The following is a 14,732-nucleotide window of genomic DNA, read 5'->3' as shown; positions in this document are numbered from 1 at the left end:
TGGTTGTCCCTTCCCAAAGGATACAGTACAATTGATGTTTCCATATAAATCAGATTTTTCAACATGATGAAACGATTTTCTACCATTTTTTTAATGAGCTTGTTTGCATTCACAGTTGCCTTTGCTCAACTGCAATCACCTGCCGAGTATTTAGGGTATGAGCTAGGCGAACAATGGACTCCTCACTACAAGGTGTACAACTATTTCCATCATGTAGCGAAAAATTCTGATATGGTAGCCATTGAAGATTATGGATTCACTTATGAAGGCAGGGAATTGACTCATGTGGTAGTTACTTCAAGACAAAATCATTCGAACCTTGAAGAAATCCGACTCAATAACTTGAAGCTGGTTGGGTTTGAATCAGGTGAGGTTACGGATAATACTAAAGCTATTGTTTGGCTGAGCTATAACGTGCATGGCAACGAGGCTTCGTGTAGTGAAGCAGCCATGAATACTATTTATGAATTGATAGCTAATAATTCTTCCTGGTTGAATGATGTGGTAGTGATCATTGATCCAATGTTAAACCCGGATGGCCGGGACAAATACGTAAATTGGAATAAGGCAATTACTGGAGCATTAGCTGATCCCGATCCAACAGCCCGCGAACACAATGAGCCCTGGCCAGGAGGTAGGGTTAATCATTATTATTTCGATTTAAACAGGGATTGGGCCTGGCAAACCCAAATTGAAAGCCAGCAACGTACTCAGGCATATTTGAAATGGATGCCTCATGTGCATGTGGATTACCATGAACAAGGCTATAACAGCCCCTACTATTTTGCTCCTGCGGCAGAGCCATTTCACAAGGCCATTACTGATTGGCAGCGGGAGTACCAAACTATGATTGGAGAGAACAATGCCCAATATTTTGATGAGAATGGTTGGCTGTATTTTACTCGTGAGATTTTTGACCTCTTCTATCCAAGTTATGGAGATACATGGCCTACCTTTAATGGCGCTATTGGGATGACTTATGAGCAAGCTGGTCATAGCCGTGCAGGGTTAGCTATTATTACTAACCAGGGAGATACACTTACTCTAAGAGATCGATTAATACATCACAGTACAACCGGACTTTCTACAGTAGAGATTACCGCTCAAAATGCTTCGAGAGTAGTTCAAGAATTTGGAGATTATTTCAGTAATACCCTCGAGAATGGATCAGGTGAGTACAAAACCTTTATTGTTAAAAAGAGCAGTAACCCGGATAACGTAGCAAGGATGATGCGCTACCTGTTAGACCAGAAAATCTCAGTTCGGGCTGCAGAAAGAGCGAGTACGGTAAGTGGCTATAATTTTGCAAATGGGCAGACAGAGCGAGTGAATATCGAAGCAGGCGATTTTGTAATTAGCACCTATCAACCACAAGGGACCTTAGTACGGGTACTATTCGAACCAAGACCTGAATTAGCCGATTCACTTACTTACGATATTACGGCATGGGAGGCACATTATGCTTTCGGTGTAGATGGGTATGCGTTGACGAGTAGAGTAGCTGAAACGGGTGTTTCAATGGAAACAGAACCCAGATTATCTCCATCTGTCGATCGACCATATGCCTATTTAGCTAAATGGAATTCATTAGACGATGTGAAGTTTCTAGCTCATATTCTCAAGAAAGGGGTAAAGGCCCGGTACTCTGAAGTGCCTTTTTCTATGGATGGAACTCAATATCCTGCAGGTACGCTTGTCATCACACGAAACGGAAATGAAAGGCTTAAAGGTTTTGATGATATCGTGAAAGACGCGGCTGATTTATTAAACCGTGACCTGACACCCGTTTCAACCGGGTTTGTAACTACCGGAAAGGATTTTGGATCATCTTCCATTAACCTGGTTAAAGCTCCAAGGATTGGGCTAATTGCCGGAGAAGGAACAGGAAGCAATAATGTTGGGCATATTTGGCATTATTTTGATCAGGTAATTGAATATCCCGTTACTCTTATCAATCGTGATGATGTGGGATATATAGATTGGAGTGATTATGATGTAATGCTCCTTCCGCCAGGTTCCTACGGTGGTACTTTTGGAGAATCTGGAATTGGTGATTTACAGGACTGGATCAGAAGCGGAGGAACACTAATTGCAGTTGGCGGAGCAAATGGTTTCCTGGCTCGACAAGAAGGATTCAATTTAACCCGCAAGTCTTCCGATAATGGAGAAGAAAGTATGGAAGACAGGCTTAGAAAATACTCAGATTCGGATCGCTCATTTATTCCAAATCTTAGTGTAGGAGCTGTATATGAACTTAGCATGGACAATACACATCCACTCGCCTTTGGATATGACGAGACCTATATGTCGTTAAAGTTGGGTTCTACTTCTTACGAGTACCTGGAAAATGGATGGAATGTGGGGGTTGCTAAAGATGGAGCTCCAAGGAGCGGCTTTGTTGGCCATAGGGCACAGGAACTTATGGGAGAATCCCTTTCTTTTGGAGTTCAAAATATGGGAGCTGGTGCAGTAGTGTATATGGTAGATGATCCATTTTTCAGAGGCTTCTGGCACAATGGAAAACTACTAATTGGGAATGCGGTATTTTTTGTTGGGAATTAGCAATGATCAATTAACAATGGCTCAATGAACAATGGAGCCATTGTTAATTCTTAATTGAGTCATTGGATAATTCCACCTCGCTGGCTATAAACCCAAAGGAAGCCCAGCTATTGCCTTTAACTACCTGGTTCCAGATTTCATAAGCTCGGGCGCTTCGTCCGTTCATATAATGCCAGTTGCCAATACCGTAACCAATAGTAGCATTACTTAACGCATCGGAGCTTCCGTCCAGAAGAAGATCGGGTTCGAATTCAGATTTGAATACAAGAAGAAGCTTTAAATAGCTGTCATTTTCAATGATGTCCATATCCGAATGAATCGGCTCAATGATTTGTCCGGCAAGTTCGTCCTTCCCGCTTCTTTTAAGCGACATATAATACCAGTACACAGCTGCTACCAGCATATCATCATTGGTGCTGGCCATGATACATTTTTCATAAGCTTTTTGAGCGTTTTCAAAGTCACTCTCCAGATAATAAGCTAAACCAAGGTGGTACCAGATATTAGTATGTAAAGAGCTTCGAGGCATGTTTAGAGCATTTGGAAGGCCGTCAGGCTCTACAATGTCTTCGGTTCCTTTAATAAGCTCTCCTGCTTCTTCAAAATCCTGGATTGCGTGATCAAAAGCGCGCAATGTAATATATCGGTGAGCGCGATGACGAAGTAGTTGAGGTTCTACAGGATGTAATTCAATTCCTTTGGAAAATACCTCCACAGCTTGTTGGTACTCTCCTAAGTAGGCAAGTCTTCTTCCATACCAAATGATATTCTCAATACTTGTGTCATCAGCATTGTAATCCCGCTCTGCTTCATCAAGGTTTTTAGTAAATACTGTTTTGATACTATCACCAAGTACAGCAGCTCTAAGCGAATCCCCTAATAAAGAAACAGTCTGAACAGAACTGCTTTCGGGTATGGCAAGATAGGCAGGTTCAGGAAGCTGTTGGCAGGAAAGTAATAGAAAAGTAAACATGCCGATATTATATCTGTTCATAATTGGACTTCTTCTAAATGAGTTATTTGCAAGATGGTCAAAAGTTTTTTCAATCCAATTCTTGAGACAATTCTAAAACCTATCTCTGCGAAAATTAATCGAACAAAAATAAAAAAGAGAGGCATAATAAATAAAAGGTTCCATAAGGATGCAGCAGTCATTTCATTTGTTAATATGCCAATTATAAAAGGGATACAAATAGAAAGAGGCATTGCTAATAGAAGGCCTTTAAAAGCTTTGTGTAATTGAATCTCAATTATTCCGTGATCACCGTCAAATTTTCCCTCGAAAACACACATGGCTCCATAGCCTATTTCTGATGAAATTACTTTAAAAGTACTTTCATTAACAATTCCCCTGAATTCTTTATCAGTCCAATCCGATACGAGGGAATATGATTTATCAGTGTATTCTTTTAAGTCAGCAAGCACTGATTTATGGTCGTTATATAACTCTACTTTGAGTTTTTTAGAAGGAAAGAGTTTTACTTTGTTAGACAAATGCTTGCATTATAATTGAAGATCCATCGTCATTTCTTCGCCATCTCTAAGAATGGTAATCGTGGTTAATTGTCCTTTCTCTAGCTTATTTAAGCTTTCCATGTAGCCGTATATATCTTTGAGTTCATCCCCGGCCAAACCTATAATAATATCCCCATCCAGCAAACCCGCATTAGCTGCTGGTCCACCTGGGTTGGTTCCCGAAATTTTCATTCCCCTACCATCATATCCATAATCGGGTAGTACCCCTAAAGTTGGGCCTTCTAGTCTCATACTTCTTCTTTGTTCTCCAGGCGCTTCAATGAATTCGAGTTCAGTTTTATCCAGCTCATCAAGCTGAACTATTACCCTGACCAGATGATGGAGAGCTAATGCGGTTCCATTGAAATTGACGTACTCAGTATCGTCTGAAGGTTTGTGGTAATCAGAATGGGTATCCGTAAAATAGTGCAGTACTGGAATATTCTTATAGTAAAAGCTGGTATGATCGCTCGCTCCGGTACCATCGGTTACTTTGTTTAAAGCCAAATCACCGGTATTAGCAGAATCCAGGATGGCTTCCCATTTCTCTGCTGTTCCTACCCCAAAAACGATAAGTTTTTTATCAGTCATCCGGCCAATCATATCCATATTGATCATGGCTATTGCATTTTCAAGGTCTATAGTAGGTTCTTCAACATAATGCGCAGAGCCCAATAAACCCATTTCTTCACCGGAGAAAGCAAGGAAAAGAATATCCTTTTGTGGACGATGCTCAGAGAAATATTGAGCCAGTTCAAGAAGCCCGGTAGTTCCGGAGGCATTATCATCGGCGCCGTTATGAATACGCTGAACATCACCTCTGTATAACGAGCCAAACTCTCCATAACCAAGATGATCGTAATGTGCTCCAATGATGATAACTTCATCACTTTGCCCATTTCCTCTTAGAAGCCCGGCTACATTTTTTGAAAGTCGCTTTTCGCCTGTAGTATCAGTTGAATGTGGATTTCGAAGCAATGCAGTGTTTATGGTGAATTCCTGGAAAAAAGTACGATCGTCACCGGCTGGCTCAAGGCCAAAATCTCTGAAGTGATCTGCAATATAGTTAGCGGCGGTAGCTTCACTGGCTGTACCCGCTTCCCTACCTTCCAATTCATCTGAAGCCAAAAAAGTAATGTGAGACTCAATATCCTCAGGAGTAATATTAACCGAAAGAGTCTGCTTATCCTGATTCTGAGTGTTATTGCAAGCAAGAAAAGTGAAAATTAGGGCCAGAACGCAAGTAAGAAACTTCATGGATTGATTTGTGTGGTTTAAAATTGAGCGAGAAAGTAGTTTCACTTTATGAAGATTTATTGAAGAAACTTATCTAAATAATACTTCATTAAAAAGGTTCATCCTTATGTCGCAAAGTCAACATACCATAGCTTCTTCTTCAGACGCTATTTTTTTATTGGATAAAAACGTAGTTTAAAATTACGGTTAGGGGTGCCCTTCAAACCAGGAGCGGCTGAGATTATACCCTACAACCTGATCCGGATAATACCGGCGGAGGGAAACCAGTGCTTTTCGCTACTTTGTTTACCTCCTCCATTAACCTAAACACTTAATTGGAGGAATTGATGTTTTCAAAAACATTCATTTCTAGGCCGCTTTTTACGGCTATTTTTTTACTACTCATCGGCACTATTACATCAGCTCAAACTATTACAGGCTATGTATATGATGCAGAAGATAAAGAACCCTTAGTTGGGGCTAATATTCTTCAGGTAAATACTCAAAATGGTACCTCAACAAATGAAGAGGGGTATTTTGAATTAGAACTAACTGGTTCTGGCCCGAAGACAATTCAAATCTCATTTCTAGGTTTCAAAACACAAACTGTTGAATTGGGAGAAAATGGGACTTCGATAGAAGTTTACCTGGAGTATGGAGTTGCGTCTCCTTTTTCTGGGTTAATAGTTCAGGCCACCCGGGTGGATGAAAGTACACCATTTACATTTACTAATATAAGCAAAGAAGAACTTGAAGAACGTAACCTCGGTCAGGATGTCCCCTTTCTTTTAAACTTTGCACCCTCAGTAGTAACTACATCTGACGCAGGAGCGGGAATTGGCTATACTGGTATCAGAATTCGAGGAGTGGATCCCGCTCGAATCAACGTTACGATTAATGGAATTCCGGTTAACGATGCCGAATCGCATGGGGTTTTCTGGGTTGATTTGCCTGACATAGCTTCTTCTATCGAAAACATTCAAATACAACGCGGGGTTGGTACTTCAACGAATGGAGCGGCAGCTTTTGGAGGATCTATAAACCTTCAAACCAACACCTCCCGAACGGACGCCTTTGCAGAAGTGAATACTGGTTTGGGTTCATTCAATACTCGTAAAGCAAATATTCAGCTTGGTTCAGGCCTAATGGAAAATGGTTGGATGTTCGAGGGAAGGTTATCGAAAATACTTTCGGATGGATATATCGATCGCGCTAGTGCAGACCTGAATTCTTTTTATTTATCTGGTTCAAAGCGTGGAGAAAGAAGTATCCTGAGAGCGGATGTATTTTCAGGAAAAGAGATCACTTATCAGGCATGGTATGGAGTGGAACAAAGCGTACTTGAAAGTGGTAACCGTACATTTAACGAAGCAGGTACAGAGAAAGATGGTGATCCATATGAAAATCAGGTAGATAATTATCGTCAGGACTATTATCAGCTGCACTATTCGTATGAATTAACCAGCGACTGGGTTGCAAATGCTTCCCTACACTACACCAAAGGACAGGGTTATTTTGAAGAATACAAAGCCGATGAAGATCTAGATGATTATGGAATAACTGTCACCGGCCCAGGTCCAACTACATCTGATTTAGTTCGCCGAAGATGGCTGGATAATGATTTCTATGGGGGTGTGTTTTCATCAAAGTATAGAACTACCGATTGGGATTTAACCGTTGGTGGAGGAATCCATCAATATGATGGGGCTCATTTTGGAGAAGTAATTTGGGCGCGCTTTGCAGGAGATAGCGAAACAGAAGATCGTTACTACGATAATGATGCCGATAAATTAGATATGAACTTGTACGCTAAACTCAATTACCTACTTGGTACGAACTTTAATGCATATCTCGATGCTCAGGTTCGAACGATTAATTATGATTTCTTTGGGAATGATGGAACCGGGCAGCTAGCAATTGATCAAAGTGACAAGCTTACTTTCTTCAATCCTAAAGCCGGTATAGTCTATAGGAATTATAAAGGTGACCGGGCATTTATCTCTTTTGGAGTAGCAAATAAAGAACCTACTAGAAATGAATATGTAGACTCAACCCCGGAGAGCCGCCCTGAGCATGAGACATTATATAACTTAGAAGTAGGATACACCAAAGAACTGGATAGAGTAGTTATTGGATTGAGTACTTATGGTATGTTTTATCAAAATCAATTGGTACTTACAGGACAGGTAAACGATGTAGGGGCTTATACCAGAGACAATGTTGATCAAAGTTACAGAGTAGGGGTTGAGCTTGAAGGAGCAGTTCAAATTAATGACAATCTTCAATGGGCCGTAAATGCTACCTTCAGTCAAAATAAAATCGATAAAATATCTGAGTTCATTGACGATTATGACAATGGAGGACAGGTTGAAAGAATTTTCACCAATACAGACATTTCTTTCTCACCGAATGTGATTTCAAATTCAGTTCTGAGTTTTTCCAATTCGGGATTTGTAGCAGAACTATCATCTAAATACGTTTCCCGTCAATATTTAGATAATACAGAAGATACCGACCGATCTATCGATCCCTACTTTGCAAATGATCTTAGACTTAGTTATACAGTAGATAGGTTTGAGTTTGTTGAATCTATCACTGGAACGTTGCTAATAAATAATATCCTCGACACCGAGTATGAAACCAATGGGTACACATTTGGCTTTTTTGCTGGTGGAGAACAACGTTTTAATTATTTCTACCCACAAGCAGAAAGGAATTTTCTGTTTCAAATAAAGTGGGAATTCTGAGAAACAAAAAAGGCGGTTTTTAAACCGCCTTTTTTGTTTGCGTGTGATTTATCAGAAATCATTTACAAACCTATGTATCCCGAAACATTTTCTAACAAAAATTAACGCGTCTTTTCAGTTCACCACTCGTCCCATTGTAGATATTGAAGGCCTAAAAAGTGCCTTTATCGAAGAAATTCAAAAAAAACTTAAGGATAGGCATGAATGTGATCAGTAGCCCGTTAATATAGCTTGGTCTTCTGTCATCAATAAATAGCTATTCGTCACAAACAGTGCGTTTAACGAATAGTAAAGCAGCATATTTCCTTTTTTTAATATGTTAACAAGTCGAAAAGATTACATAATTGTAGCGGTAGCTGCCACGGTGTTTACCATTTATAATGCGGTACTTACCAGTCTTGTGGTTGCCAGTTTCGACAACGTTGAATTTGGATATTTTGGTGTATTTCTTGTTGAAGGATTAGCATTCTTGCCACTAGGCATATCGCTGTTAATCATTCTTTGGATAAGTAGAAGAAGGCCCGAATTCTTTTCTTCCTTAACCATCCGATCCTTTTTGCTGCATGTACTTTTCTCTGCTTCCATATTTGTGATACATGCCATTTGGCAGGTTTTTGTAAACTCCGTTTTCTTCGGTACGGAGTTTAATTATATCAGGGTAGAGAGAGATTTTATGGCTTTTCTTGAGATGAGATACCTGTGTTATATAACTATGATTGGAATTGCAGGAGGAGTTATAAAAGCCAGGCTACACGGAAAAGAAATGGTGAAGGAATCTGAGTTAAAGCTTGAATTGCAACGAGCAAAGATGAGTGAATTAGAGCTCAAGCTAAACCCAGAGATTATCTATCCAAACCTTTTATATATAAAAGAAAAGACCAAGGAAAACAGTGAACTAGCTTCGCAAATGGTCATTTCAATGGCTGGTTTGTTGCGAAAACTGGTTGATAATATGGAGAGGGGGTACAATCCATTGATGGAGGAAACGAAGCTTTTCGAACTTTATTCAGAGATACTAAAGCTGCGGAAAGAGGTTACTCTTAATATAAAAACCAATGTGAGCAAACTTGAGATAGATGAGAAAGTGCCGCCGATTATTCTACTTATCCCACTTATCGAGGAGCTTATTTTTGGGAAGTATACCGCGTATTTAAACGGTTTTGATACTCTGGGATATCAGGCCAATAAAATAGATAAGAAGAGATTAACCATTGCCCTAAGGGTAGAACCCATATCTACTACAGAGGGTTTACTCGAATTTTTGGAAAAGGAACCACTTACAAAAGTGATCGAAGCTAACCTTACCCAGTTAAACCGGGATAGTGAATTCTATTCATATATAGAAGATCAGGCGTTGGTGCTGGCAATAAGCTCAAAACGGGAGAAACGAGAATGATTCTGTTAAAAAATCTTACCTATATAAAAGAAGTGAAGAATGGGCTGATCCTTTTAGCTGGAATTTTTCTTTTACTAGTTTTTGGGGTAAATCTGTACTTCATCGACTACTTTCAAAATTCCTCTCTCCAAAGGGTGGTTATGTATACCATGTTATACATCCTTATCCCAGTACTTTTTTTCCCAATTCTGGTCATCATCTCATCGAGATTTTCACTGTTCAAAAGCTTAAAGAATATTGCTATTCATTTTATACTCAGCATAGTCTATGTGGCAGTTTTTACTTTTTTAGTTCAGTTTTTACGTTCAGCAATAGATGGGTATAACTTTTTCTCAGAAGGCCTGGAAATGGTGGTAAGTGTTTTAAGAAGACAATTCATTGTTTCGGGCTCAATGGCATTTCTTCTTTACTGGGGAATTGCCACTCTTTCCGGATTGCAGGATTATTATAAAGAGTTGGCAGAAACTACTGAGCGAAACAATGAGCTAGAGGCTCAACTGAATAATGCAACCTTATCAGCCCTAAAGGCACAATTGAAGCCTCATTTTCTGTTCAATACACTTAATATGGTTGATTTCCTGATTCACTCAAATCCGGAAAAAGCAATTAGCACACTTGATCGGCTGGAGGATTTGATCAAAAGTACCTTCGACCAAAACAGACCTAATTCATGTACCATCGAAGCAGAAATAGATTTTCTGGAGAAATACCTGGATATCGAGAAATCAAGGTTTCCCGAACGCCTTTCAATTAAGCTCAGCATTGATGATGCGACAAAGTCATCGAAGATCCCATGTTATTTGATACAGCCATTAGTTGAAAACTCAATAAAGCACGGAGTTGGGAAATCAATAAAGAAGTGTACGATTCGAATATCTACTTATCTAGACGATGCAAACCTGTATATCGAGGTTAAAGATGATGGGATTGAACAATCGCGAATGAGCGAGCTTAAAAGCGAAAAATGGGGAGTAGGGCTAAAGAATATAAAAGAACGCCTCACTATTTATTACGGTGAGTCAGGCGATCTGAAAATTACATTTCCTGAAGAAGGAGGATGTATCTCACTTATTAAAATCCCCAGGAATAAGCTAACGAAGGATGATAAGAACAATAATCATAGACGATGAAGAACATGCCCGGAACAGGTTAAAATACATGCTCAGCCAGGAGCAAGGTTTACAGGTAACCGAAGTATGTAGAAATGGAATTGAGGCTATAGAAGCAATCGAAAGTATAAAGCCCGATTTAATTTTTCTGGATATTGAGATGCCGGAGCTGAATGGCTTTGATGTACTTACAAATCTAAGCGGTTCATCAATGCCTATGGTAATTTTCGTCACAGCATTTAGCGAATATGCGGTCAAAGCATTTGAGGTAAATGCACTGGATTATATTCATAAGCCTTTCGACAAAGAAAGGCTTTCATTGGCGCTAGATAAAGTAAGGGAGCGGATCAAGAGTAGTTCAGAAGACATAGTAACGGAAAGGCTGGAGAAATTTTTATTAGAAAGAGCACAAGGGGAATCAGAACCGAGTAGGTTTGTACTTAAAAGTGGAGGAAGTATTTATATCGTTCAGTCGAAAGATATTTTATGGGTAGAAGCTTCTGGAAATTATGTACATATAGTAACGGAAAAGAAGAAGCATTTACATCGCACTACATTGAGTGGAATTCTTAAGCGGTTAAACAGGACTAAATTCTTTCAGATACACCGTTCGACTATAGTAAACCTTGATTATGTAGATCATATCGAAGAGTGGTCATATGGAGACTATAAAGTAGTAATGAAAAATGGAGGCGAACTTAAGATGAGTCGTAATTATAAAGAGCTTATCCAAAATATTTAGTAATTATGAACCCGCCAGACAGCGGCTCGTCCCTTCATATATCCGCTTGTCACATTTCTTTTTAAGTGCTTTTGAGCACCTCTAATATTTGAATCAGTGCGCTATAAACCGGCGCTAATTATTCAATAATAGTAGAGGAAATTATGACGAAAAAGCTACATTTATTAGCAATTTTGGCCATTTCAGTGCTAAGCGGTACAGCATTTGCACAAACCGGATCTATATCAGGAGTAGTAGAAGATAGTGATCAGGAACCCCTTGCAGGTGCTAGTATTTATATTGTTGAGCTCGATCGAGGCACAACATCAAATAGCGAAGGACAATATTCATTAAACAATGTACCAGTAGGTACATACACGATAATAACCAGGTTTTTAGGTTTTAAAGAGAATGAACAAACCGTAGATATTTCATCCGGATTGAATCTTCTTGATATAACGCTAGAAGATGATATCGTTGGTTTTGATGAGGTAATTGTTACAGGTACTGGATCGGCAGTAAGTAAGAAAAAGCTCGCAATGGATGTATCATCTGTTGATGAGCAGAGTATTCAAAAAGTACCTGCTTATACATTAAGTTCATCTTTATCAGGTAAGATTGCAGGAAGTACTATAACTCCTAATGGAGCACCTGGTGCACCATCAGCAATCATCTTAAGAGGGATCAATACCATGGGAACCTCTAGACCGATGATTCTTATAGACGGGGTTGAAATAGATGCCAGTTCTACAGCTGCGGGATCAGGTAGTGATCAATATAGTAGATTATCTGACATCGATTTTAGCAACGTGGAACGAATCGAGGTTGTTAAAGGTGCTGCTGCGGCTACGCTCTATGGAGCCCAAGGTGCCAACGGTGTTATTCAGATTTTTACCAAGTCAGGAACCAACGGACAAACAAGGATTGATGCATCTACTACCTGGTCTTTCGATCAACTGGATGAGAGTAGAACTGTTTCAAAAGCAACAAACTTCCACGCGTATCCAACCGATGCAAACGGTAATATTATTGGGCTAGCGTTTAACGAGAATACGGGTATCTGGACGGTGCCGGCAACCGAAGCTAATTCAACAACCGATCAACCATACACGGGTTATGATGACGGAACCGGGAACATTGTTCCATTAACCATTTATGATGATTATCTGGGTGAGTTCTATCAAACAGGAATTTCCCAAAACCATCAGATCTCAATTTCAGGTGGGAATGAAGTAACCACATATTTGGTATCCGGTTCATTTCTTGGACAGGAAGGTATTGAGCAGGACATTAATTTCGAGAGAATGTCTTTCCGCTTGAATACTACTACGCGGCTAAGAGATGATCTTACCATGTCACTTCGAACAAACTTGGTAAACTCGGATCGCTCAGGAGTTAGTGAAAGTGGTGATAACATCGAATCAGGATTGAACAACTTATTGGGAACAGCTCCATTCATCGATCCATTATGGCAAGACGAAAACGGCTTCTTCGCCACTAAGTTTACCTCAGGAAGCGTAAGTACGAATGGTCTATTCTTTAAGCAGATTCAGGAGCTCAATACCGGATCAAAACGCTTTTTAGGAAATCTAAATCTGAAATATAATCCAACCAGATTCCTGGAAATAGATTACAAATTCGGTTTGGACGGTTATTACAATGAGTTTAACCGAATCCAGGATAACGTAACCTTATTTGAAGACCCAACTACAGGTGATAATGAGGTAGTGATTCTAAACCCGGATGGATTTAGCCAAAGAATTGGACGTACTAACTATTTCTATAATTCAATTGTGGATGTTCTTTTAAAGTCTGATTTGGATAGAGACTTCTCATTAGGTATTCCAGTTCAAAGTACCACTCTTATGAAGTTTGACTGGAGGAGAAATGATTTCACAAGTACAACCGCTCAATCAGATGGATTACCAGCAGGTCTTCCTTTAACTACCATTAGAGCGGGAGCAACCGACATTTCGGATGAATTCCAATCTACATTTATCACTTATGGATACCTTTTAAATCAGCGATTCGATATCGATGATTACGCAGGATTCTCTGGTGGATTTAGAGCAGATAAATCTTCTGCCTTTGGTGAAGCTGCCGAGTTGAGGTATTTCCCTAGAGGGGATGCTTACCTCCGCTTATCCGGATTTGACTTCTGGGACAACATGTCCCCATTCGTACCTGAATTCAAATTAAGAGTAGCTTATGGCGAGGCAGGTACTCAGCCAGGAGCCTTTGATCGATTCATCACATTAAATCAGGGTAACATTGGGGTAAGTGGAACCTTTAACACCCCGGGTACCTCAAGTAATCCTGCTATTGTAGAAGAAGAATCTGCGGAATTGGAATTCGGTGCTGATTTATCCTTCGATCTAGGGGATACCTGGTTCCAGGCTATTGGGATTTCAGCGACCTATTGGAATCGCGAAAACAGTGGTGTAATTCAGTCATTGGCAGTAGCTCCATCAACAGGAAGCCAGGCTGTACTGGATAATACCATTGACCTTGAAGCTACAGGATTTGATTTAAGTTTAAATTCATTGGTATACAACAGCCAGAATTTTAACTGGTTAGCAAATTTGAATTTTGGAACCAGTGAATCGACAGTAGCTAATATTTCAAACGGTGAAGACTTGATCCTATCCGTATCGAACAACTTTGATTTTATCTTTAGAGAAGGCGAGCGATATGGTGTGTTCTTTGGCTTCCACCCGCTTGAATCATTAGACGAAATCGATCCTACTACAAACGCACGTTATATCGCAGAGGCTGATGAAGGTAATTTCGTAATCGTAGACGGAGCGGTTGTAAATCGATTCTCTAAGCGAATTCAAATGAGAAGTGAACGAGAAGTAATCGGAGATCCTACTCCTGATTTCTCATTGAGCTTTAGAAACGACTTCACAATTAGAAGAAATCTCGAAGTTGTATTTCAGGTAGATTGGGTACAAGGCTTTGATATCCTAAATGGTACAAAGTGGTGGATGTTTAATGCAGGTACTCACGAAGAATTCGAAGACCGTGTACTTATCGATGGAGACGAAGTAGTAGGTCAGCCAATCTTTGACCTAAATGGTGATCCTTTAACTCAGATAGCCAGAGTTGATGGTAGTGAGCCACAAGCATGGAGAAACTACCACGCTTCGAAGCGAAACGGACTTACCTCTTACTTTATCGAAGATGGTTCGTTTGTAAAACTTAGAGAAGTTTCTGTTAGCTACGACTTAACAAGTATGGTTGCACAGCATGGGATTAAAAATCTAAGGCTGGGCGTAACAGGCCGAAACTTGTTGACCCTTACAGGTTATGAAGGATTCGATCCTGAAGTATCTCAAGCTAATGAAGATAGTCGCTTCAGAGGTGTGGACTTATTTACCTATCCAAACTATAGAACATTCTCGTTCAATGTTTCTTTAGGCCTCTAATTATCAACCGATTAATAG

9 protein-coding genes and 1 riboswitch are annotated in these 14,732 nt (G+C 39.9%); of the genes, 6 read left to right on the top strand and 3 right to left on the bottom strand.

The window, feature by feature from the left end; translation table 11 throughout:
* Nucleotides 1-66 precede the first annotated feature (66 nt).
* Nucleotides 67-2,562: a zinc carboxypeptidase gene (locus ED557_08470; GenBank protein ID RNC84041.1), complete on the top strand. Its 2,496-nt coding sequence runs from the start codon at nt 67-69 to the stop codon at nt 2,560-2,562.
* A gap of 43 nt (nt 2,563-2,605) precedes the next feature.
* Here the strand turns inward: ED557_08470 and ED557_08465 are convergent, their stop codons facing one another.
* The 3 genes from ED557_08465 to ED557_08455 are packed head-to-tail and all read right to left on the bottom strand — an operon-like array spanning nt 2,606 to nt 5,334.
* Complete coding sequence (locus ED557_08465; protein RNC84040.1) at nt 2,606-3,535, bottom strand: hypothetical protein; 930 nt, start codon at nt 3,533-3,535, stop codon at nt 2,606-2,608.
* A 17-nt stretch (nt 3,536-3,552) separates the two neighbouring features.
* Nucleotides 3,553-4,056 carry a hypothetical protein gene (locus tag ED557_08460; protein RNC83799.1) on the bottom strand — a complete coding sequence of 168 codons (504 nt, stop codon included), beginning with the start codon at nt 4,054-4,056 and terminating at the stop codon, nt 3,553-3,555.
* 9 nt (nt 4,057-4,065) lie between these two features.
* Nucleotides 4,066-5,334, bottom strand: a complete 1,269-nt coding sequence (locus tag ED557_08455; GenBank protein ID RNC83798.1) for a M28 family peptidase — start codon at nt 5,332-5,334, stop codon at nt 4,066-4,068.
* Between the two features lie 178 nt (nt 5,335-5,512).
* Nucleotides 5,513-5,612: riboswitch (TPP riboswitch) on the top strand.
* A gap of 48 nt (nt 5,613-5,660) precedes the next feature.
* Between ED557_08455 and ED557_08450 the strand changes: the two genes are divergently transcribed.
* The 5 genes from ED557_08450 (at nt 5,661) to ED557_08430 (ending at nt 14,714) form a co-directional block, all read left to right on the top strand.
* Nucleotides 5,661-8,060 carry a TonB-dependent receptor gene (locus ED557_08450; GenBank protein RNC83797.1) on the top strand — a complete coding sequence of 800 codons (2,400 nt, stop codon included), beginning with the start codon at nt 5,661-5,663 and terminating at the stop codon, nt 8,058-8,060.
* Between the two features lie 316 nt (nt 8,061-8,376).
* Nucleotides 8,377-9,456, top strand: a complete 1,080-nt coding sequence (locus ED557_08445; protein ID RNC83796.1) for a hypothetical protein — start codon at nt 8,377-8,379, stop codon at nt 9,454-9,456.
* Nucleotides 9,453-10,586, top strand: coding sequence for a hypothetical protein (locus ED557_08440; protein ID RNC83795.1), 1,134 nt, complete (start codon nt 9,453-9,455; stop codon nt 10,584-10,586). Before ED557_08445 ends, ED557_08440 begins: the two co-directional genes overlap by 4 nt.
* A complete protein-coding gene (locus ED557_08435; protein ID RNC83794.1) occupies nt 10,558-11,307 on the top strand; it encodes a DNA-binding response regulator in 750 nt (249 codons plus the stop codon). Before ED557_08440 ends, ED557_08435 begins: the two co-directional genes overlap by 29 nt.
* A 143-nt stretch (nt 11,308-11,450) precedes the next feature.
* Complete coding sequence (locus ED557_08430; protein RNC83793.1) at nt 11,451-14,714, top strand: SusC/RagA family TonB-linked outer membrane protein; 3,264 nt, start codon at nt 11,451-11,453, stop codon at nt 14,712-14,714.
* The last annotated feature ends 18 nt before the right edge of the window (nt 14,715-14,732 follow it).

This window comes from Balneola sp. (genome assembly GCA_003712055.1).
Lineage (GTDB): Bacteria > Bacteroidota > Rhodothermia > Balneolales > Balneolaceae > RHLJ01.
Note: the sequence above shows the minus strand (reverse complement) of the source record. Positions and strands in the feature narration are given on the sequence as shown.